The sequence below is a fragment of the Burkholderia sp. B10 genome, assembly GCF_004368385.1.
GTDB classification, from domain to species: domain Bacteria; phylum Pseudomonadota; class Gammaproteobacteria; order Burkholderiales; family Burkholderiaceae; genus Burkholderia; species Burkholderia vietnamiensis.
In genome coordinates this window covers 1-21550 of record NZ_PQMX01000088.1, presented here as the reverse complement: position 1 = coordinate 21550, position 21550 = coordinate 1, and the positions used below count along the sequence as shown (strand labels likewise).

General features: G+C 68.7%; 23 protein-coding genes, 1 tRNA gene and 1 pseudogene. 18 read left to right on the top strand and 7 right to left on the bottom strand.

What is annotated here, in order from left to right; genetic code table 11:
- The first annotated feature begins 28 nt into the window (after nt 1-28).
- Nucleotides 29-103 (top strand) — tRNA-Gly (locus C3Y15_RS27980).
- A 132-nt stretch (nt 104-235) separates the two neighbouring features.
- The gene (trmB, locus tag C3Y15_RS27975) at nt 236-1003 is read left to right on the top strand and encodes a tRNA (guanosine(46)-N7)-methyltransferase TrmB (RefSeq protein ID WP_011883607.1); all 768 of its coding nucleotides are present in this window, start codon (nt 236-238) and stop codon (nt 1001-1003) included.
- A gap of 90 nt (nt 1004-1093) precedes the next feature.
- Here trmB and C3Y15_RS27970 read toward each other — a convergent pair whose 3' ends face one another.
- From C3Y15_RS27970 to C3Y15_RS27960, 3 genes are all read right to left on the bottom strand, one after another.
- Complete coding sequence (locus tag C3Y15_RS27970) at nt 1094-1924, bottom strand: undecaprenyl-diphosphate phosphatase (protein WP_011883604.1); 831 nt, start codon at nt 1922-1924, stop codon at nt 1094-1096.
- A 78-nt stretch (nt 1925-2002) separates the two neighbouring features.
- Complete coding sequence (locus C3Y15_RS27965) at nt 2003-2584, bottom strand: DUF1439 domain-containing protein (RefSeq protein ID WP_011883603.1); 582 nt, start codon at nt 2582-2584, stop codon at nt 2003-2005.
- A gap of 149 nt (nt 2585-2733) precedes the next feature.
- Nucleotides 2734-3063 (bottom strand): YkgJ family cysteine cluster protein, encoded by a 330-nt coding sequence (locus C3Y15_RS27960; protein ID WP_011883601.1) that lies wholly within the window; start codon nt 3061-3063, stop codon nt 2734-2736.
- A 159-nt stretch (nt 3064-3222) separates the two neighbouring features.
- Here C3Y15_RS27960 and hemN point away from each other — a divergent pair, with 159 nt between their 5' ends.
- The 16 genes from hemN to ureG all read left to right on the top strand — a co-directional run bounded on the left by hemN (nt 3223) and on the right by ureG (nt 17799).
- Nucleotides 3223-4614 (top strand): oxygen-independent coproporphyrinogen III oxidase, encoded by a 1392-nt coding sequence (gene hemN, locus C3Y15_RS27955; RefSeq protein ID WP_046425136.1) that lies wholly within the window; start codon nt 3223-3225, stop codon nt 4612-4614.
- A 71-nt stretch (nt 4615-4685) separates the two neighbouring features.
- Nucleotides 4686-4943, top strand: a complete 258-nt coding sequence (locus tag C3Y15_RS27950) for a hypothetical protein (RefSeq protein WP_034194096.1) — start codon at nt 4686-4688, stop codon at nt 4941-4943.
- 104 nt (nt 4944-5047) lie between these two features.
- Complete coding sequence (locus C3Y15_RS27945; protein WP_014722591.1) at nt 5048-5704, top strand: protein-L-isoaspartate O-methyltransferase; 657 nt, start codon at nt 5048-5050, stop codon at nt 5702-5704.
- 14 nt (nt 5705-5718) lie between these two features.
- Nucleotides 5719-6042: a rhodanese-like domain-containing protein gene (locus tag C3Y15_RS27940; protein WP_034194095.1), complete on the top strand. Its 324-nt coding sequence runs from the start codon at nt 5719-5721 to the stop codon at nt 6040-6042.
- A 391-nt stretch (nt 6043-6433) separates the two neighbouring features.
- Entirely contained in the window at nt 6434-7741 is a 1308-nt protein-coding gene (gene urtA, locus C3Y15_RS27935) for an urea ABC transporter substrate-binding protein (RefSeq protein WP_011883592.1), read from the top strand.
- Between the two features lie 169 nt (nt 7742-7910).
- Complete coding sequence (gene urtB, locus C3Y15_RS27930; RefSeq protein ID WP_069246159.1) at nt 7911-9530, top strand: urea ABC transporter permease subunit UrtB; 1620 nt, start codon at nt 7911-7913, stop codon at nt 9528-9530.
- A 1-nt stretch (nt 9531) separates the two neighbouring features.
- The gene (urtC, locus tag C3Y15_RS27925) at nt 9532-10722 is read left to right on the top strand and encodes an urea ABC transporter permease subunit UrtC (protein WP_011883589.1); all 1191 of its coding nucleotides are present in this window, start codon (nt 9532-9534) and stop codon (nt 10720-10722) included.
- The gene (gene urtD, locus C3Y15_RS27920; protein WP_011883587.1) at nt 10719-11576 is read left to right on the top strand and encodes an urea ABC transporter ATP-binding protein UrtD; all 858 of its coding nucleotides are present in this window, start codon (nt 10719-10721) and stop codon (nt 11574-11576) included. Before urtC ends, urtD begins: the two co-directional genes overlap by 4 nt.
- Before the next feature lie 4 nt (nt 11577-11580).
- Nucleotides 11581-12273: an urea ABC transporter ATP-binding subunit UrtE gene (gene urtE / locus C3Y15_RS27915; RefSeq protein ID WP_011883585.1), complete on the top strand. Its 693-nt coding sequence runs from the start codon at nt 11581-11583 to the stop codon at nt 12271-12273.
- A 109-nt stretch (nt 12274-12382) separates the two neighbouring features.
- A complete protein-coding gene (locus C3Y15_RS27910; protein ID WP_011883584.1) occupies nt 12383-13258 on the top strand; it encodes an urease accessory protein UreD in 876 nt (291 codons plus the stop codon).
- Nucleotides 13259-13490: 232 nt separating this feature from the next.
- The gene (gene ureA, locus C3Y15_RS27905; RefSeq protein WP_006406310.1) at nt 13491-13793 is read left to right on the top strand and encodes an urease subunit gamma; all 303 of its coding nucleotides are present in this window, start codon (nt 13491-13493) and stop codon (nt 13791-13793) included.
- Nucleotides 13794-13807: 14 nt separating this feature from the next.
- Entirely contained in the window at nt 13808-14113 is a 306-nt protein-coding gene (locus C3Y15_RS27900; protein WP_011883582.1) for an urease subunit beta, read from the top strand.
- Nucleotides 14114-14141: 28 nt separating this feature from the next.
- The gene (ureC, locus tag C3Y15_RS27895) at nt 14142-15848 is read left to right on the top strand and encodes an urease subunit alpha (RefSeq protein WP_014722585.1); all 1707 of its coding nucleotides are present in this window, start codon (nt 14142-14144) and stop codon (nt 15846-15848) included.
- Nucleotides 15849-15865: 17 nt separating this feature from the next.
- Nucleotides 15866-16468 carry an urease accessory protein UreE gene (gene ureE, locus C3Y15_RS27890; RefSeq protein WP_069246158.1) on the top strand — a complete coding sequence of 201 codons (603 nt, stop codon included), beginning with the start codon at nt 15866-15868 and terminating at the stop codon, nt 16466-16468.
- Nucleotides 16455-17135, top strand: a complete 681-nt coding sequence (locus C3Y15_RS27885) for an urease accessory protein UreF (protein WP_011883576.1) — start codon at nt 16455-16457, stop codon at nt 17133-17135. The genes ureE and C3Y15_RS27885 overlap by 14 nt, the downstream gene beginning before the upstream one ends.
- Before the next feature lie 16 nt (nt 17136-17151).
- Entirely contained in the window at nt 17152-17799 is a 648-nt protein-coding gene (ureG, locus tag C3Y15_RS27880; protein WP_034194089.1) for an urease accessory protein UreG, read from the top strand.
- A gap of 44 nt (nt 17800-17843) precedes the next feature.
- Here ureG and waaA read toward each other — a convergent pair whose 3' ends face one another.
- The 4 genes and pseudogenes from waaA to C3Y15_RS27860 all read right to left on the bottom strand — a co-directional run.
- Nucleotides 17844-19196 carry a lipid IV(A) 3-deoxy-D-manno-octulosonic acid transferase gene (gene waaA / locus C3Y15_RS27875; protein WP_069246157.1) on the bottom strand — a complete coding sequence of 451 codons (1353 nt, stop codon included), beginning with the start codon at nt 19194-19196 and terminating at the stop codon, nt 17844-17846.
- 37 nt (nt 19197-19233) lie between these two features.
- Nucleotides 19234-20118, bottom strand: a complete 885-nt coding sequence (locus tag C3Y15_RS27870) for a Kdo hydroxylase family protein (RefSeq protein WP_011883563.1) — start codon at nt 20116-20118, stop codon at nt 19234-19236.
- A 52-nt stretch (nt 20119-20170) separates the two neighbouring features.
- Nucleotides 20171-21268 carry a lipopolysaccharide heptosyltransferase I gene (gene waaC / locus C3Y15_RS27865; protein WP_011883561.1) on the bottom strand — a complete coding sequence of 366 codons (1098 nt, stop codon included), beginning with the start codon at nt 21266-21268 and terminating at the stop codon, nt 20171-20173.
- A 73-nt stretch (nt 21269-21341) separates the two neighbouring features.
- Nucleotides 21342-21550, bottom strand: a pseudogene (locus C3Y15_RS27860) (phosphomannomutase/phosphoglucomutase); the annotation flags it as partial.

Sequence of the window (21550 nt, the reverse complement as noted above, 5' to 3'; positions counted from 1 at the left end):
CCCAACCCCCTGTACAATTGCGCGTTCTGCGGGCGTCGTATAATGGCCATTACCTCAGCTTCCCAAGCTGATGACGTGGGTTCGATTCCCATCGCCCGCTCCACCTTCGGCTGCCCGGCAGCCAGCGCAAGAGCCGCCTCGTCGAAGGCGGCTTTTTTGTACCATGTGCCCGTTCATCCGGCGCACCGCTACGCGTAACGGCCTCGCGCCCGAACCGAGTCTTACTCAGTCACCGATGATGCACGACGATCCGAACGAAGCCGGCCTGCCGCCGGACGACGCCGCCCTTCCCGACGAAGCCGCCGACGGCGCCGACGAAGTCAACCCGCTGCACCACCGCCGCATCCGCAGCTTCGTGACGCGCGCCGGCCGCGTGTCGACCGGCCAGCGCCGCGCGATCGACGAACTCGGCCCGCGCTTCGTCGTCCCGTACGCACCGACGCTGCCCGACTGGGACGCCGTGTTCGGCCGCAGCGCACCGCGCATCCTCGAGATCGGCTTCGGGATGGGCGCATCGACCGCCGAAATCGCCGCGCACCGCCCCGGCGACGATTTCCTCGGCGTCGAAGTGCACGAGCCGGGCGTCGGCGCGCTGCTGAAGCTGATCGGCGAACAAGGCCTGACGAACATCCGCATCATCCAGCACGACGCGGTCGAAGTGCTCGAGCACATGCTCGCCCCGGAAAGCCTCGACGGCGTGCACATCTTCTTCCCCGACCCGTGGCACAAGGCGCGCCACCACAAGCGCCGGCTGATCCAGCCGCCGCTCGTCGCACAGCTCGCGGCGCGCCTGAAACCCGGCGCGTACCTGCATTGCGCGACCGACTGGCAAAACTACGCCGAGCAAATGCTGGAAGTGCTCAGCGCCGAGCCGACGCTCGAAAACACCGCGGCCGACTACGCGCCGCGCCCCGACTACCGCCCGGTCACGAAGTTCGAACGCCGCGGCCTGCGGCTCGGCCACGGCGTCTGGGATCTGGTGTTCCGCAAGCGCGCCGCCTGAACCCGACGCACCCCGCGCAACGCAAAACGGCCCGACCGGCATCTGCCGATCGGGCCGTTCGTCATTGACCACTGCCTTCAACGCCGGGCGTCACGCCCAGTTGAGCCATCCGCTGTAACCGACGAGCAGCACGAACAGCCCAAACGCGATCCGGTACCACGCGAACACGGTGAAATCGTGCGTCGCGACGAAGCGCAGCAGCCAGCGCACGCACACGAACGCACTGACGAACGCGGCAACCAGCCCGAGCGCGAACAGGCCGAGCGAGTCGACCGTGAACGCCTGCCAATCCTTGACGGTTTCATACAGCGTCGCGCCGAAGATGATCGGAATCGCGAGGAAGAACGAGAACTCGGTCGCGACACGCCGGTCGAGCCCGAACAGCATCCCGCCGATGATCGTCGAGCCCGAGCGCGACATGCCCGGCACGAGCGCGAAGCATTGCGCGATGCCGACCTTCAGCGCATCCAGCGGAGTCAACGCGTCGACCGACTGCACGCGCGGCGGCTCGCTACGCTCGCGCTGCCGCGCCTCGGCCCACAGGATGATCGCGCCGCCGACGACCAGCGCAAACGCGACCGGCACCGGCGAAAACAGCACGGCCTTGATCTTCTTCTCCAGCAGCAGGCCGAGCGCGATCGCCGGAATCGTGGCGATCACGACGTTCAGCGTGAAGCGCCGCGCGTCGGGCCGGCTCGGCAGCCCGCACACGACCGACACGATCCGTTCGCGGTATTCCCAGCACACCGCCAGGATCGCGCCGAACTGGATCACGACGTCGAACGTCTTCGCGTGCGCATCGTTGAAATTGAGGAAGCTGCCCGCAACGATCAGGTGGCCGGTGCTCGACACCGGAAGGAATTCCGTCAGCCCCTCGACGACGCCGAGGATCAATGCCTTGCAGATCAGGATCCAGTCCATCCGTGGCCCAACTCCGAAGTAGTCGAAAGAAACGGCCACGTCAGCGCCGCGGCCCGCCCGGCCGCGCGCGCTGCGCCGTCATTTCTCGACGATCGCCACGCGTATGCCGTTTGTAAGAATCGTAATTGTACCGGGTTCGTAGTTCACGCCGGCAAATTGAAGTTGCTCGGGCTTGAACGTGTAGATCGGGTAGTTGGTCAGCACCTGCGTCGCGAGCAGCCCGGCCGCCGCGCCGACCTGTTGCGCGTACATTTGCGCGTCGCCGTCGAGCACGAGATTGTCGACGGCCGGCGCCTTCAGCACGACCGAGCGGCTCGGCGCGTCGTAAGCCAGCTGGCCCGACACGGTGAACTTGCCGCTCACCGGTTCGCGCAGGAACGGACTCGTGAAATGCGCATCCAGCTGCACCGCAACGCGGTTCTGGTCAGGCAGCAGGTTGACGGCCGGATTCGCGAGCGCGACGTCGACGACCTGCGCGACGGTCCGCTCGTACGGGAACTTGCGCGCGACGGCTTTCTGCACGTCGCCGCGCGAAAACGTGTAGTGATCCGGAATGAACGGGAACGTCGACGCGCAGGCGGCAAGCGATATCGACACGCCGAGTGCGCCGGCACAGGCGGCGACGAAACGGCGCCGGCCGGGCGTGCAAGGTGCGGTCATGCTGGACAATCTCCTGTATCGGGCGCGGCCGCGGTCGGACGACCGGCCGTGCGATGAAGTGCGATGCACCGACGTTAGTGCGGCGTCGCGCGCGGCGGGTTCCACGGGCGCACCGCCCGCGCGCCGCGGCGCGACGGCGCGACGGCTGGCTAACGGCCGGCGCCCGCGTCTGGCGAAGGCTGCGTGGCGATCTCGAGGTGCGCGAGCCATGCAAGCGCGTCGTCGCGCGACACGCCGCACATCTCGGCGGACGGCTGCAATCCCGAACAGCACGCGGGCCGCTCCGGTCGGCCGAAAATCCGGCACTGCAGATCGTCGCCGAGCTGCGCGCAGCGCACGCCTGCGGGCTTGCCGTTCGGCATCCCGGGAATCGGCGAGGAAATCGATGGCGCGATGCAGCACGCGCCGCAGCCGGGGCGGCACGCATGCGGCGACACGGCATCGGCGGACGCCGGCCGGACAGGTATTTCGACGGACACTCGGCTCTCTCGAACAGACAACAAAAACGGTGCGGCAACCGGACGCGGCGTGCGGCGGCCCACCGCACATTGTGCCACCGCCGGCTGCGACGTTATTACACAATGCGGCCGGAGCGCGCGTTTATATACTCGGACGCATTCGAATAGCGCGAGACCATCATGAGCTCCGGTTCTGCCGACACCCTGTTCCGCCCCGATTTGCTCGCGAAATACGGCGCGAACGGCCCGCGCTATACGTCCTACCCGACCGCCCTGCAGTTCCGCGACGATTTCGATCCGGCCGACTACGCGCGCGCCGCGCGCGATCCCGGTGCGTCGTCGAGCGAGCTGTCGCTGTACTTCCACATCCCGTTCTGCAACACGGCCTGCTTCTACTGCGGCTGCAACAAGATCGCGACCAACAACCACCGGCGCGCGCGCCCGTACCTTGAACAGCTGAAGCGCGAGCTCGCGCTGCAGGCCGCGCTGTTCGACCCCGCGCGCCCGGTCACGCAGCTGCACTGGGGCGGCGGCACGCCGACCTTCCTGTCCGATGCCGAGACGGCCGAGCTGATGGCCGCCACGCGCGAGCATTTCACGCTCGCGCCGGACATGGACGCCGAATTCTCGATCGAGATCGACCCGCGCACCGTCACGCCGGCGACGCTCGTGCATCTGCGCAATATCGGCTTCAACCGGCTGAGCCTCGGCGTGCAGGATTTCGACCCGGTCGTGCAGCAGGCGATCAACCGCGTGCAGCCACGCGCGATGACGGCCGACCTGATCTCGGCCGCACGCACGACGGGCTTCCATTCGGTCAGCGTCGACCTGATCTACGGGCTGCCGCACCAGACGGTCGCCGTGTTCGCACGCACGCTGGAGACGATCATCGAGCTCGCGCCGGACCGCCTGTCGGTGTTCGGCTACGCGCACATGCCGCACCTGTTCAAGATGCAGCGGCAGATCGACGACGCCACGCTGCCGTCGCCCGAAACGCGCATCGCGCTGCTCGGCCTCGCGATCGACATGCTGACGTCGGCCGGCTACGTCTACATCGGGATGGATCACTTCGCGAAGCCGACCGACGAACTCGTGCGCGCGCAGCAAAACGGCACGCTGCAGCGCAATTTCCAGGGCTACAGCACGCGGGCCGATACCGATCTGATCGGGATCGGCGTGTCGTCGATCGGCAAGGTCGGCGACGTCTACGCGCAGAACGCGAAGGACCTGCCCGGCTACGGTGCCGCCCTCGACGCGGGCCGGCTGCCGATCGCGCGCGGCGTGCGTCTGACGGCCGAAGACCGCCTGCGCCGCGACGTGATCACGCAGCTGATGTGCAACCTCGAGCTGCCGTTCTCGCACATCGAAGCGGCGCACGGCGTGCACTTCGCCGAGCACTTCGCGCGCGAGCTGGAAGCGCTGCGCCCGTTCGAGCGCGACGGGCTGCTCAGCATCGCCGGCGACCGCCTGACGATCCATCCGGCCGGCCGGATGGTGGTGCGCAACATCGCGATGGCCTTCGACGCGTATCTGGCGCAAACACCACGCCAGCGCTATTCGCGCACCGTCTAGCGCGGCGCGGCACATGCGGGCGGCTGGTTTGATAAAGTAAGGGGCTCGACGCCTCTGCAACCATCCGCACCATGCGCACCACCAAAGCGACCAACGCGGTCGAACGCCTGAAGGCCCGCTCCGGCAACCCGCAGTTCGCGGCCGTTGCGATGGCCGGCGGCCTGTTCTATCTGGTCGACCGCTCGGGCGGCACCGCCGAAAAACGCAGCGAACCGCTTCCGCTCGACGAATTCGTCCGCTTCGTCGACGAATTCGGCCCCAAAAAGCCGCGCAAGGCCAGCAAGCTGGACCTCGCGTTCGAGGCGCAGATCAAGAAGAGCAATGCGTAAAGGTCTGTTGCAGGCTGCCTGAAGGCTTTGCCGACGCCCCGTTTGGTACAATCACGAAGTTTTTCTATCCCCGCTGACGGCCGATTTGGCTGCGTGACCACACCATGAATATCGAAAACGCGCGTTTCAACATGATCGAACAACAGATCCGGCCGTGGGACGTGCTGGACCTGGACGTCCTGGGCCTGCTGTCGATCGTCAAGCGAGAAAACTACGTTCTGCCCGAACACCGCGATCTGGCGTTCGCCGATCTCGAACTGCCGCTGCCGGGCGGCACCAGCAAGATGCTGTTCCCGCGCGTCGAAGCGCGCGTGCTGCAGGATCTGGCGGTCAAGAAGCACGAGAACGTCCTCGTGATCGGTGCGGGCTCCGGCTACCTGGCCGCCCTGTTCGCACATCGCGCGCAGCACGTGACGGCGGTCGACATCGATCCGACGATCGCGAAGTTCGCAGCCGACAACCTGCGCAACGACGGCGTGACGAACGCCGAAGTCGTGCTCGGCGACGGCTCGCTCGGCTGGCCCGCCAAGGCGCCGTACGACGTGATCTGCGTCGCAGGCGGCCTGCCGGTCGTGCCGCAGCAGATGCTCGAACAGCTGAAGGTCGGCGGCCGCCTGTCGGCATTCGTCGGCGGCCGTCCGGTGATGAAGGCGCAGATCATCACGCGCATCGACGACAAGCAGTACCGCGTCGCCGACGTGTTCGAAACCTACGTGAACCACCTCGTGAACGCGATCGAGCCGTCGCGCTTCAAGTTCTGAGCGGCGGCGCAGCCATGCAGATCCTGACGCCCGCGATGCTCGCCGACTGGCTGCGCGATCCGGCACGACCGGCGCCGGTCGTGCTCGACGTGCGCGAACCGTGGGAAATCTCGACCGCCCAGATCGCCGGCAGCGTGTCGATCCCGATGCAGCAGATTCCCGCACGCAGCGAGGAGCTCGACGACGAAGCCGAGATCGTCTGCGTGTGCCATCACGGGATGCGCAGCGCGCAGGTCGCGATGTTCCTCGAATCGCGCGGCTTCACGAAGCTGTACAACCTGCAAGGCGGAATCGACGCGTGGTCGCGCGACGTCGATCCCGCCGTGCCGCGCTACTGACCTTCCGCGCGGCGCGTCATGCGCCGCCACGCCGACCGCTCGCCGCGGTCGCACCGATTCGCCGAACGGGCGCGCATTGCGCGCCCGTTTCATTTCCGCCGACGGTTGCCGCCCTATCGTCGCCTGTCGCGCCCTCTCCTGCCCCGTCCCGCCCCGTCCGAGCGCACGTGATGCGTGCGCCCGCACGCGGATGCACCATTTCCGCCCGCCCGAGCGCACCGCGACGGATCGCCGATGCCGCACGACGCGCCACGCGCACCGCACCGACGCCCCGCATCGCGCCGTAACGGCACGCCGGGCGTGCATCGACACGACTGGCACATGCCTTGCGTTACACGGATGCCGGCGCCGTCCACGGCGCACGCACAACCAACACGTCAAGGGGATATCGATGAAACGTCGCAGTCTGCTGAAGTTCGGTTCGATGGCCGGTGCGCTCGCGCTGGCGGGCAAGAGTCCGTTCGCGCATGCGGCCGATGCAGGCACCGGCCCGATCAAGGTCGGCATCCTGCACTCGCTGTCGGGCACGATGGCGATCTCCGAGACGTCGCTGAAGGACACCGCGCTGATGACGATCGCCGACATCAACAAGAACGGTGGCGTGATGGGTCGCAAGCTGGAGCCGGTGGTCGTCGATCCTGCCTCGAACTGGCCGCTGTTCGCCGAGAAGGCGCGCCAGCTGCTCACGCAGGACAAGGTCGCGTGCGTGTTCGGCTGCTGGACGTCGGTGTCGCGCAAGTCGGTGCTGCCGGTGTTCGAGGAGCTCAACGGTCTGCTCTACTACCCGGTGCAGTATGAAGGCGAGGAAATGTCGCGCAACGTGTTCTACACGGGCGCGGCGCCGAACCAGCAGGCGATCCCGGCCGTCGAGTACCTGATGAGCGCCGAAGGCGGCGGCGCCAAGCGCTTCTTCCTGCTCGGCACCGACTACGTGTATCCGCGCACGACCAACAAGATCCTGCGCGCGTTCCTGAAATCGAAGGGCGTGAAGGACGCCGACATTCAGGAGGTCTACACGCCGTTCGGCCACAGCGATTACCAGACCATCGTCGCGAACATCAAGAACTTCGCGCAAGGCGGCAAGACGACCGTGATCTCGACCATCAACGGCGATTCGAACGTGCCGTTCTACAAGGAGCTCGGCAACCAGGGGATCAAGGCGACCGACGTGCCGGTGGTCGCGTTCTCGGTCGGCGAGGAGGAACTGCGCGGGATCGACACGAAGCCGCTCGTCGGCCACCTTGCCGCATGGAACTACTTCATGTCGGTGAAGAACCCGACCAACACGAAGTTCAAGGACCAGTTCGCCGCGTGGGTGAAGGCGAACAACCTGCCGGGCGGCGCGAAGCGCGTGACCAACGATCCGATGGAGGCCACCTTCGTAGGCATCCATATGTGGAAGCAGGCCGTCGAGAAGGCGAAGAGCACCGACGTCGACAAGGTGCGCGTCGCGATGATCGGCCAGACCGTCGCCGCGCCGTCGGGCTTCACACTCACGATGGACGGCAACCACCACCTGCACAAGCCGGTGATGATCGGCGAGATCCGCGGCGACGGGCAATTCAACGTCGTGTGGAAGACCAAGACGGCCGTGCGCGCACAGCCGTGGAGCCCGTTCATCGCGGGTAACCAGGGCAAGCCGGACGTCGTCAGCTCGATCCCGGCGTTCCTGCGCCGGCAGCGCGCGGCGCTCGCCTGATGCCGGCCGGAGCGCACGCGCTGCATACGTCGCACACGTCGCGCACGTTGCACGCGGCGCTCCGGTCGCATCCGCGCGCGGTGCGCCGCTTCACGCGTGCGGCGCCGCGCCGCACGCAGCCGCGCGGCGGCCCCCGCGTGCGCTTTCCCCAGCCCGACAGGAATCCCCGATGCCTACACGCTTTCGCCGCGCGGCCGTCGCGCTCGTCGCTGGCGCGATGCTCGCGCTCGCACTGCCGCGCGCCGCATTCGCACTGACGGCCGCCGATACCGCCGCGCTCGCCGGCGACGACTTCGACGCGAAGACGGCCGCAGTCGAGCGCCTTGCCGCCGACGCCGATCCGCGCGCCGCCGCGCTGCTCGATGCGCTGTCGACCGGCGACGCGCTCGCGACCGCCGACGGCCGCCTGCTGATCCAGACCGGCGACACCGCGCACGATGCGCTCACGCAGGCCGCGACGCCGGCCGGCGACGCGCAGCCGGTGATGCTGAACAACCTGCTGCGCACGAAGATCGCCGGCGCGCGCTCGGGCCTCGCACTCGCATCGCCCGATGTCGCGACGCGTCGCGACGCGATCGACGCGCTGCTGAAGTCGCCCGACCCTGCGCTCAAGCCGATGATCGACCGCGCACGCGCAAAGGAAACCGATCCGGTGCTGAAGCGCCGCCTCGACGCGCTGTGGGCGATCGCCGCGCTGCACGACGCCGATCCGGCGAAGCGTCTCGAAGCCGCGCAGGTGGTGGCCGCGCGCCAGGATCTCGACATGATCGAGCAGTTGCGCCCGCTCGTCGCGAAGAACGCGGACGGCAGCTACGCCGAGCCCGATGCACGCGTGCGCGAAGCCGCGCAACAAGGGCTCGACGCCCTGCACGCGCTGCAGCGTCGCGGCGAAATCGTGGGCACGGTGTTCGCGGGCCTGTCGCTCGGCAGCGTGCTGCTGCTCGCCGCGCTCGGCCTCGCGATCACGTACGGGCTGATCGGCGTGATCAACATGGCGCACGGCGAATTCCTGATGATCGGTGCGTACGCAACCTATGTCGTGCAGACGCTGATCCAGCGCTATGCGCCGGCCGCATTCGACTGGTATCCGCTCGTCGCGGTGCCGGTATCGTTCGCGGCGGCCGCGCTCGTGGGCATCGTGCTCGAACGGCTCGTGCTGCGGCATCTGTACGGCCGCCCGCTCGAGACGCTGCTCGCGACCTTCGGCGTGAGCCTGATCCTGATCCAGGCGACCCGCATGCTGTTCGGCGCACAGAACGTGCAGGTGGTGAACCCGTCGTGGATGAGCGGCGGCGTGTCGGTGATGCAGAACCTGATCCTGCCTTACAACCGGCTCGTGATCCTCGCGTTCGCGCTCGCGGTCGTGTTCGTCGCGTGGGCCGTGCTGACGAAGACGCGGCTCGGGCTGTTCGTGCGCGCCGTCACGCAGAACCGGCGGATGGCCGCGTGCGTCGGCGTGAAGACCGCGCGCGTCGATGTGTATGCGTTCGCGTTCGGCGCGGGCATCGCGGGCCTCGGCGGCTGCGCGCTGTCGCAGATCGGCAACGTGGGCCCTGACCTCGGGCAGAACTACATCATCGATTCGTTCATGGCGGTCGTACTCGGCGGCGTGGGCCAGATCGCCGGCACCGTGCTCGGCGGCTTCGGGCTCGGCCTCGTCAGCAAGGCGATCGAGCCGTTCTGGGGCGCCGTGCTCGCGAAGATCGCGGTGCTCGTGATGATCGTGCTGTTCATCCAGAAACGCCCGCAGGGGATGTTCGCCCCGAAGGGACGCAGCGCGGAGGCCTGACATGACTTCAATCACCGATTCCCTGTCGAACCCGGTCGCGGGCGCGCCGCAGCCCGCAGCGGCCGCCGCGCGCGGCGACGCCGGCTTCGCGCTCGGCCTGCCGCCGCGTCCGGCGCTGCTGTCGCGCCGCGCGTGGCTCGCGCTGATCGCGCTGTGCGTCGCGATCGGCATCGGCGTGCCGCTCGCCGCGCTGGTCGCGCCCGAGGCGAGCGCGTTCCATCTGTCCGCATACACGATGACGCTCGCCGGCAAGCTGATGTGCTACGCGATCGCCGCGCTCGCGCTCGATCTGGTGTGGGGCTACTGCGGCATCCTGAGCCTCGGCCACGGGCTGTTCTTCGCGCTCGGCGGCTACGCGATCGGCATGTACCTGATGCGCGAGATCGGCCGCGACGGCAAGTACGGCAGCGACCTGCCCGACTTCATGGTGTTCCTCGACTGGCACCAGTTGCCGTGGTACTGGAGCGGCACGCAGCATCTCGCATGGGCGCTCGCGCTGGTCGTGCTCGTGCCCGCCGTGCTGGCCTGGGTGTTCGGCTTCTTCACGTTCCGTTCGCGCGTGAAGGGCGTGTACCTGTCGATCATCACGCAGGCGCTGACGTTCGCCGCGATGCTGCTGTTCTTTCGCAACGAGACGGGCTTCGGCGGCAACAACGGCTTCACCGACTTCAAGCGCATCGCCGGCTTCCCGATCACGTCGCCCGGCACCCGCACCGTGTTGCTGCTGCTCAGCTTCGCGACGCTCGTGCTCGCGTTCATCGCGGCGCGCGCGATCGTGTCGAGCAAGCTCGGGCGCGTGGTCACCGCGGTGCGCGACGGCGAGACGCGGCTGATGTTCCTCGGCTACAGCCCGCTCGCGTACAAGCTGTTCGTGTGGACGCTGTCGGCCGTGCTGTGCGCGATCGCCGGCGCGTTGTACGTGCCGCAGGTCGGCATCATCAACCCCGGCGAGATGTCGCCCGGCAACTCGATCGAAATGGCGATCTGGGTCGCCGTCGGCGGCCGCGGCACGCTGATCGGGCCGATCGTCGGCGCGTTCGCGGTCAACGGTGCGAAGAGCTTCTTCACCGCGTACTTCGCCGAATACTGGCTGTTCTTTCTCGGCCTGATCTTCGTGCTGGTGCCGCTGTTGCTGCCGCGCGGAATCATGGGCCTCGTCGACACGCTGCTCGCCAAGGGGAAGCGCGGATGAACGGCACAGCGCTCTACCAGTTCACGCCGCCAGCCGAAGACGAGCTGCTCGCGGTCAGCGGCACCGCGTCGATGGGCCGCGTGATGCCCGCCGGCATCGACACGTCGCACGGCACGATCCTGTATCTCGAGGACATCGAGGTGAGCTTCGACGGCTTTCGCGCGCTGAACAAGCTGTCGCTCGCGATCGACGCGGGCGAGCTGCGCTGCGTGATCGGCCCGAATGGCGCGGGCAAGACGACGATGATGGACGTGATCACCGGCAAGACGCGCCCCGATGCGGGCAAGGTGTTTCTCGGCCAGACCATCGACCTCGCGCGGATGAGCGAACCCGAGATCGCGCGCGCCGGGATCGGCCGCAAGTTTCAGAAGCCGACCGTGTTCGAGCAGCATCCGGTGTGGGAAAACCTCGAACTCGCGATGCAGACCGACAAGGGCTGGCTCGCGTCGCTGCGCGCGCGGCTCGACCGCGCGGCGCAGGCGAAGATCGAGGACACGCTCACGCTGATCGGCCTCGAAAGCGATGCGTATCGCGCGGCCGGCGAGCTGTCGCACGGCCAGAAGCAGCGGCTCGAGATCGGCATGCTGCTGATGCAGCGCCCGGCGCTGCTGCTGCTCGACGAGCCCGCGGCCGGGATGACCGACCACGAGACGATGGAGCTCGCGAAGCTGCTGAACACGCTGCGCGGCACCTGCTCGATGATGGTCGTCGAGCACGACATGGAGTTCGTCGCCGCGCTCGCGGGCGACACGGGCCGCGTGACGGTGATGGCCGAAGGCGCGGTGCTCGCGGAAGGCACGCTCGACCAGGTCAAGCGCGACGACGCGGTGATCGAGTCATACCTCGGACGATGATGCGATGCTCAAGATCGATGCACTGAACCAGTATTACGGCGGCAGCCATATCCTGCGCAACGTGAACCTGAGCGCCGACGACGGCAAGCTGACCGTGCTGCTCGGCCGCAACGGCGTGGGCAAGAGCACGCTGCTGCGCTGCCTGATGGGGGTCGTCGCGGCGAAGAGCGGCAGCGTGTCGTGGCGCGGCACCGCGCTCGGCACGCTGCCGCCGTATGCGCGCGTCGCGGCCGGGCTCGCGTACGTGCCGCAGGGCCGCGACATCTTTCCGCGGCTGACCGTCGAGGAAAACCTGCTGGTCGGCGCGGCGAGCCGCAAGGCGCCGTCGAAGGTGCCCGACCGGATCTACGAACTGTTCCCGGTGCTGAAGGACATGCGCGCGCGACGCGGCGGCGACCTTTCCGGCGGCCAGCAGCAGCAGCTGGCGATCGGCCGCGCGCTGATGAGCGAACCGCAGTTGCTGATCCTCGACGAGCCGACCGAAGGGATCCAGCCGTCGATCATCCAGGACATCGGGCGCACGCTGCGTCAGCTCGTCGACGAATCGAAGATGACCGTGCTGCTGGTCGAGCAGTATTACGATTTCGCGCGCTCGATCGCCGATCGCTACTGGGTGATGAGCCGCGGCGAGATCGTCGCGGGCGGCGAGGCGCAGGATATGGAAACGAACGGCGTGCGCGAGTTGATCGCGGTGTAATGGCGGCGGCGGCAGGCGACGGCGAGCAGCAACCGACAACCCGCGCCGCCCAAGCGCATATTGTTGCGTTAGCATCGTCGTTTCGTCCGCCTGTCCCAGCTTCCCGCCGATGTCCGCCGCCGATTCCCACGCTTGCCTGTCCCGCCCCGCCGCCGCCAAGTCATGGCGCGGCCGCCTCGAACTCGGCTTCGAGCGGCACGGCATGCGCACGACGCTCGTGCACCGGCTGCATGAAGGGCCGCTGCGCGTGCAGCGGCCGCTGTACCCGGAAGGCGACGGCGTCTGCCACGCGGTGATCGTTCACCCGCCGGGCGGGGTCGCGGGCGGCGACCGCCTCGACCTCGACATCGCGCTCGGCGACGGCACCCATGCGGTGCTGACGACGCCCGGCGCAACCAAGTGGTACAAGTCGAACGGGCTCGACGCGACGCAGCGCATCGACATCAAGGTCGGCGCGCACGCGAAGCTCGACTGGCTGCCGCAGAACAACCTGTTCTTCGATGCCGCGCATGCCGCGCTCGACTTCACGCTGTCGCTGGGCGCGCACGCGAGCGCGATCGGCTGGGACGCGACGCAGCTCGGCCGGCAGGCGGCCGGCGAAACGTGGTCGGCCGGCCGCATCGCGTCGCACGCGACGCTCGTCGATGCCGACGGCCGGCCGCTCTGGACCGAACGCGCGCTGCTCGACGCGCACGATCCGCTGCGCGGCGCGTTGCAGGGCCTCGCCGGCTTCCCCGTGTACGGCACGCTGTGGGCGGCCGGCGCCGCATGCGACGCCGCGCTGGCCGAGTCGCTCGCCGCACGCATGCCGTTCGACGACACGCTGCGCGCCGGCGCGACCTGCGTGACGCCGGGCGTCGTGCTGGTGCGCACGCTCGCCACGTCGATGGAGGCGTTGCAACGCCATTTCACTGACTGCTGGCTCGCGCTGCGCCCGATTGTGCATCGCGTCGACGCACGTCCGCTGCGCCTCTGGCAAACCTGAGCGCACGCACCAATCCGACGCAACGCCCCATCTGACGCGCCCCCGTTTCATGCATCGCGCACCACGAGCGCGCATCGATGCATCGCCGGCGGGCTCGCGGCATGGCACGCACCTTGCTGATTACATAAGCAATACATGCCACCCGGAAAACGGCGCGGTGCTACGATGAGCCGCGAGCATGCCGGCCTCCCGTGCATCGACAACAATTACGTTTTCCTGAACGACTGCCTTCATGAAACTGACTCCCCGAGAGAAGGACAAGCTGCTGATCTTCACGGCAGCGCTGTTGGCCGAGCGCCGCCGCGCGCGCGGGCTGAAGCTGAACTATCCGGAAGCGGTCGCGTTCATCACCGCCGCGCTGATGGAAGCCGCGCGCGACGGCAAGACCGTCGCCGAGGTGATGCACTACGGCACGACGCTGCTCACGCGCGACGACGTGATGGACGGCGTTCCCGAGATGATCCCCGACATCCAGGTCGAAGCGACCTTCCCCGACGGCACCAAGCTCGTCACCGTCCACCATCCGATTCCGTGATCGAGGTAGCACGCATGATCCCCGGCGAAATCCTCACCGACGACGGCGAGCACGAACTGAACGCCGGCCGCGCGACGCGCTCGCTCGTCGTCGCGAACACCGGCGACCGGCCGGTGCAGGTCGGCTCGCATTACCACTTCTTCGAAGTCAACGACGCGCTGTCGTTCGATCGCGCGGCCGCGCGCGGTTTCCGGCTGAACATCGCGGCCGGCACGGCCGTGCGCTTCGAGCCGGGCCAGACGCGCACCGTCGAGCTCGTCGAGCTGGCCGGCGACCGCGCCGTCTACGGTTTTCAGGGCAAGGTGATGGGGCCGCTGTAAGCCGCGCCCCGCTCTTCAGGAACAGCACATGACACTACGCTTGAGCCGCCGCGCGTACGCGGAAATGTTCGGGCCGACGACGGGCGACCGCGTGCGGCTCGCCGACACCGAACTGCTGATCGAGATCGAGCGCGACTACACGATCTACGGCGAGGAAGTGAAATTCGGCGGCGGGAAGGTGATCCGCGACGGGATGGGCCAGTCGCAGCGCGTGGCCGCCGACGTACCCGACACCATCATCACCAACGCGGTGATCCTCGACCACTGGGGCATCGTGAAGGCCGACATCGCGATCAAGCACGGCCGCATCGCCGCGATCGGCAAGGCCGGCAACCCGGACATCCAGCCCGGCGTGACGATCGCGATCGGCGCGGCCACCGAGGTGATCGCCGGCGAAGGACTGATCGTCACCGCGGGCGGCATCGATACGCACATCCACTTCATCAGCCCGCAGCAGATCGACGAGGCGCTCGCATCGGGCGTCACGACGATGCTCGGCGGCGGCACGGGGCCGGCCACCGGCACCAACGCGACCACCTGCACGCCGGGCCCGTGGCACATGGAGCGGATGCTGCAGGCGGCCGACGGCTGGCCGATTAACCTCGGCTTCCTCGGCAAGGGCAACGTGAGCGTGCCGCAGCCGCTCGTCGAGCAGATCGCGGCCGGCGCGATCGGCCTGAAGCTGCACGAGGACTGGGGCACGACGCCCGCCGCGATCGACAACTGCCTGTCGGTCGCCGACGACACCGACACGCAGGTCGCGATCCACACCGACACGCTGAACGAAGGCGGCTTCGTCGAATCGACGGTCGCCGCGTTCAAGGGCCGCACGATCCACACGTACCACACCGAAGGCGCGGGCGGCGGCCATGCGCCGGACATCCTGAAGGTGTGCGGCGAATCGAACGTGCTGCCGTCGTCGACGAATCCGACGCGCCCGTACACGATCAACACGCTCGACGAGCATCTCGACATGCTGATGGTGTGCCACCACCTCGACCCGTCGATCGCGGAAGACCTCGCGTTCGCCGAATCGCGGATCCGCCGCGAGACGATCGCGGCCGAGGACATCCTGCACGACCTCGGCGCGCTGTCGATGCTGTCGTCCGATTCGCAGGCGATGGGCCGCGTCGGCGAGGTGATCATCCGCACCTGGCAGACCGCGCACAAGATGAAGGTGCAGCGCGGTGCGCTGCCGGAGGACAACGCGCGCAACGACAACTTCCGCGCGAAGCGCTACGTCGCGAAGTACACGATCAACCCGGCCATCACGCACGGGATCGCGCACGAAGTCGGCTCGATCGAGCCCGGCAAGTGGGCCGACCTCGTGCTGTGGGAGCCGGCGTTCTTCGGCATCAAGCCGTCGATGATCCTGAAGGGCGGGATGATCGCGATGGCGCAGATGGGCGACCCGAACGCGTCGATCCCGACGCCGCAGCCGGTCCATTACCGCGAGATGTTCGCCACGCGCGGCGGTGCGCTCGCGCGCACGTCGCTGACCTTCGTGTCGCAGATGGCCGCCGACGCGGGCATCGCCGAGCGCTACGGGCTCGCGAAGCGGATCGTGCCGGTGCGCAACTGCCGCAACGTGACGAAGGCCGACATGATCCACAACGCGTGGCGGCCGTCGATCAGCGTCGATCCGGAAACCTACGACGTGATCGCCGACGGCCAGCTGCTCACCTGCGAGCCCGCGACGGTGCTGCCGATGGCGCAGCGCTATTTCCTGTTCTGATTGCCGGTCTTCGTTTCATGCGCACGCTCGACAAACGCATCGCCCCCAACGTGAAGCTCGCCGCGTCGCTCGTCGCGCGCGCGCCGACCCTCACGCTCGCCTTTGACGCCCGTTGCAAGAGCCGCGTCGCGGCCACGCTCGATACCGGCGAGGACGTCGCCGTCTTGCTGCCGCGCGGCACCGTGCTGCGCGACGGCGACGTGCTGGTCGCCGACGACGGCGCGCTGGTGCGCATCGTCGCGGCGCCCGAAACGGTGCTGCTCGTGCGTGCGCACGATCCGCTCACGCTGATGCGCGCCGCGTATCACCTCGGCAACCGGCACACGCCGGTCGAGATCGGCGACGGCTACCTGAAGCTCGAAGCCGATCCGGTGCTCGCGGACATGCTGCGCCGGCTCGGCACGCAGGTCGACGAAGCGCTGGCGCCGTTCCAGCCGGAAGTCGGCGCCTACGGCGGCGGCCACAAGCATGGCCACGATGCGACGTTCGCCGAGGATTACGCGCTCGCGCAGCAGGTGTTCGGCGAACACCACGGGCACGCGCATCCGCACGATCACGACCACGATCACCAACACGGCCCGGGCTGCGCGCACGGCCACCACGGCCATGACCACCACTGAGCTCGTCGCGCTGCTGCATCTCGCGTCGCCCGCGCTGCCGATCGGCGCATTCAGCTATTCGCAGGGCTTCGAGGCCGCGCTCGACGCGAACCTGATCCGCGACGCCGACACCGCGCGCGACTGGATCGCGAGCGGGCTGACCGACGTGCTCGCGCACGGCGAACTGCCGTTCCTCGCGCACCAGCTCGCGCGCTGGCACGCGCACGACGCCGACGCACTGGCGCGCGAGAACGCGTGGTTCGTCGCGAGCCGCGAGTCGGCGGAATTGCGCCGCGAAACCGAGCAGATGGGCTGGTCGCTCGCGCAGCTTTGCGCCTCGCTCGAATGGGGCGATGCCGCGCGCCGCGCGACGCTCGCCGCGCTGAAGCCCATCGCGCTGCCCACCGCGTTCGCCTACGCGGCCGCCGCGCACGACGCCGGCGCCGACGCGACGCTCGCCGCATACGCGTTCGGCTGGGTCGAGAACCAGACCTCGGCCGCGCTGAAAGCGGTGCCGCTCGGCCAGCTTGCCGGCCAGCGCATCATCGTCGCGCTGCGCGGCGCGATCGACGCGGCCGTGAAGCGCGCGCTCGCGACGCCGCCCGACGCCGTCAACACGTTCGCGCCGCAACTGGGCATCCTGTCCGCGCGGCACGAAACCCAGTATTCGCGGTTGTTCCGCTCCTGAACCTGCTCCACACACCATGAACGCACCTGCTTCCTCGCCCGCCCGCCGCACCAAGAAACTGCCGCCGCTGCGCGTCGGCATCGGCGGCCCGGTCGGCTCCGGCAAGACCACGCTGCTCGAAATGCTGTGCAAGGCGATGCGCGACACCTACGACCTCGTCGCGATCACCAACGACATCTACACGAAGGAAGACCAGCGCCTGCTGACGGTCGCGGGCGCGCTGCCCGAGGAACGCATCATGGGCGTCGAGACGGGCGGCTGCCCGCACACGGCGATCCGCGAGGATGCGTCGATCAACCTCGAAGCGGTCGATCGCATGCTGTCGCGCTTCCCCGATGCCGACGTCGTGTTCATCGAGTCGGGCGGCGACAATCTCGCGGCGACGTTCAGCCCCGAGCTGTCGGACCTGACGATCTACGTGATCGACGTCGCCGGCGGCGAGAAGATTCCGCGCAAAGGCGGCCCGGGCATCACGAAGTCCGACCTGCTGGTGATCAACAAGACCGACCTCGCGCCGCTCGTCGGCGCGAACCTCGACGTGATGGCGTCCGACACGAAGAAGATGCGCGGCGAGCGCCCTTACGTGATGACGAACCTGAAGGCGCTCGACGGCGTCGCCGACGTCATCGCGTTCATCGAAAAGAAGGGATTGCTGACGGTCTGAGCCGCCGCGCGGCAGCGGCCCGCTGCCGCCGTGCCGGCCCGCGGTCAGTCGTCGTCGGAGACTTGCTGCGCCGTGCGCGTGCCGCGCTCGACGGCCGGCAGCAGCGCCGCGAGCACGTCGACCGAGCGCGCGGTCGCGCCGCGATGGCGCGCCGCGAACGCCGAGCCGGCCGCGCCCATCGCGATGCGCCGCGCGTGGTCCGCGAACAGCGCGTCGAGCACGTGCGCGAGATCGAGCGGATCGGCGACCTGCAGCGCGGCGCCGGCCGCGACCGCATCGGCGGTCGCCTGCGTGAAGTTGAACACGTGCGGGCCGATCAGCACCGGCACGCCGACCGCACACGCCTCGATCAGATTCTGCCCGCCGAGCGGCAGCAGGCTGCCGCCGATGAACGCGATGTCGGCGGCCGCGTAGTACGCGCCCAGCTCGCCCATCGAATCGCCGAGCAGGACCGTCACGTCGGACGGCAACGGCTCCGCCGCGGCAGGCCGGCCCGCTGCGAGCGCCGCGGCATTCGCACCCCACACCGAACGCCGCACGCACTTCAGGCCCTGACGCGCGACCAGCGCCTCGACCTCGGCGAAGCGCTGCGGATGGCGCGGCACCAGAATCAGCAGCGCGCCGGGCGTACGCATCGCGGCGAACGCCTGCAGCACCAGCGCCTCCTCGTTCTCGCGCGTGCTCGCGGCGACCCACACGGGCCGCGTGCCGATCGCATCGCGCCATGCATGGCCGCGCGCGGCCAGCTCCGGCGGCGTCGTCATGTCGAACTTCAGGTTGCCGAGCACGGCCACGTTGCGCGCGCCGAGCGACGTCAGCCGCTCCGCGTCGGCCGGGCTCTGCGCGAGCACGCGCGAGAAGCCGCCGAACACGTCGCGCGTCGCGTTGCCGAATTTCGCCGCGCGCCGGTGCGACCGCGCGGACATCCGCGCATTGGTCAGCACGAGCGGCACGTCGGCGCGGCGGCATTCGTCGATCAGCGTCGGCCACACCTCGGTTTCCATCACGAGGCCCAGCGTCGGCCGCCATGCATGTAGAAAGCGGCGCACCGCGCCCGGCATGTCGTACGGCAGATAGCAGCGCAGCACGCGCTCGCCGAACAGTTGCTCGCCGGTCGCGCGGCCGCTCGGCGTCATGTGCGTGAGCAGGATGCGCGCGTCGGGGCGCGCACGCATCAGCGCATCGATCAGCGGCTGCGCCGCGCGCGTCTCGCCCACCGACACCGCATGCACCCAGATCAGCGGCGCACGGTCGTCGGGCGAGCGGCCGGCGACGTAGCCGAAGCGCTCGCCGATATGCTCACGATAGCCGCGCTCCTTGCGCGAACGCACATAGAGCCGGACCATCGCGACCGGCGCGACGAGCCACCACAGCGCGCGATAGATCGCCCTCAGCATGAACGGGCTCCGTCGCCGGCGGCGATGCGGCGCGCGCTCAAACCAGCGTCCTGCCGGTCAGGCGCTCGAGAATGCCGAGCGGTGCGCATTCGCGGCGCACCATCGCGTCGACCGGCAGGAAGAACGTCTGCTCGAGCATGAACTGGCCGGACATCACAGCGTGAGAAGCCTGATCGGAGAAACATATCCACACGCTGCCCGGCGGAAACGGGATCGTCTGCTGCGAGCAGGTTTTCTGGTAGTCGAGATCGGCCTTCATGCTGTCGTGCAGGTTCAGCATCAGGTGGTCGTAGGCGCTGCGCGGCGACTTCGTCACGTGCAGCAGGTTCAGCAGCCACGCGGAGCCCGGCAGCTGCGGGCGGATCTTCGGCAGGAAGCGCTTCGCGACGGTCTCGAACGGCTCGCCGACGCGCCACACGCGCGGCTGCCCGGCCGGGTTCACGTTGGTGAACACGCGCAGGATGCGCTCGCCGTAGTTGGGCCGCGACGGGAACGCGTCGACGTGCAGCCGGCTGTCGTCCTTGCGCCACGACGTCTGGCGCGTCTCGACCTGCATCAGCCGCAGGCTCGTCGGCGCGACGCGCAACTTGCCGCGATATTCGGGAAAGAGCCCGTCGACCAGCGTGCCGGCCTGCTTCTGGAAGCGCGCGACCAGCGCGCGCACGGCCGACTGCGTGACGCTGTCGCCGAGCACGCCGGCGAGCGCGCCGCCGTTCGGCGCGAGGCTGATGTTCTTGCGCTTCGGATCGGCCAGCGCCGGATCGAGCAGCGCTTCCTCGCCGCCTTCGATCGCGAAGCGCAGATGCGGGAAATACAGCACCTTGCCCTCCTCGACCGCGGCCAGCAGCTGCTCGCGCGGCGTCGACAGGTTGTGTCCGCTCCAGTCGGCGGACGGGACTTCGATGATCTGGGATTCGCTCATGATCGGTTCGCGTGCGTGACAGGCAGGCAAGGCGGGGCAGGTATGGCGGGCATCACAGCAGACCGAAGCCCGCGAGCGCCGCCTTCACCTGTGAGATCGACGGCGGCTGCCCCGCCGTGCCGAGATTGACGACGTTCGGCGACCAGTAACCGCCGGTGCGCCACGCCGTCGCGAAATTGTACAGTTCGACCGTCGGGCGCTTCAGCGCTGCCGCGATGTGAACCAGACCTGTGTCAACCCCGACGGTCGCGGCCGCGCCGTCGATCAGCCCGACCACGGCCGGCAGCGACAGCCGCGGCGGCACGATCGCGGCCGCGCCGAACTCCTTCGCGAGCCGCTCGCTGGTCGCGCGCTCCGCGTCGTTGCCCCACGGCAGCACGAGCGACGCGCCGCGCCGCACCAGCGCCTGGCCGAGCTCGATCCACGCGGCGTCGGGCCATTGCTTGTCGGCGCGCGAGGTCGCGTGCACGAACACCACGTAGGGTACCGGCAGGTTCAGGCCGAGCGCGCCGACCGCAAGCGCCGCCGCGCGCGTATCGAGGCCGAAGTCGATCGGATCGGCCGGCGTCGGCGCCGGGTCGCCCAGCGCGGCCGCGACGAGCTGGCGCGAGCGCTCGACCACATGCGTGCGCGGCGCGATCGGCACGCGCTTGCGATAGAAGAAGCGCACCGGCCATTCGTAGCCGGCGCCGTCGGTGCGGTTACCGAGGCCGACGAGCGGGCCGCGCGCCCAGCTCGCGACCCACGCGGTCTTGATGAGCCCCTGGCAATCGATCACGAGATCGTACTGTTCGGCCGCGACGCGCTTGCGGAATGCGCCGATCTCGCGCCACGTCGCGCCCGAGAACGGCTTCCGGCGCCAGCGGCGCAGCGAGAACGGCAGCACGTTGCGCACGCCGTCGACGAGCCGCACGAGGTCGACGAAGCTCTCCTCGACGAGCCAGTCGATCTGCGCATCGGGATGGCGACGCCGGATATCGGCGATCACCGGCATGTTGTGCACGACGTCGCCCAGCGACGACACGCGCACGATCAGGATCTTTTGCACGCTGAAAAAACGCCGGCGGATGGCCGGCGACAGGCATAAAGACGCGATTTTATCGCGCCGCGGCGCTCGCACAGACAAAAAGCGGCCGCATGCCGCTGGCATGCGCCGCTTTTGGGGGGAACGCGCGACGGCTCGTGCGACCGTCGCGCCGGTTGGCGGCCGTCAGGCCGCGCGCTCAGAACGGCAGATTGACGTCCGGCTTCGCAGCCGTCAGCACGCGGCGGAAATCCGCCTGGATACGCTCGAGCCCTTCCTGTGTCTCCGCCTCGAAGCGCAGCACGACCACCGGCGTCGTGTTCGACGAGCGCGCGAGGCCGAAGCCGTCCGGATACTCGACGCGCAGCCCGTCGATCGTCACGACCTCGTCCGCGCCGTCGAACTTCG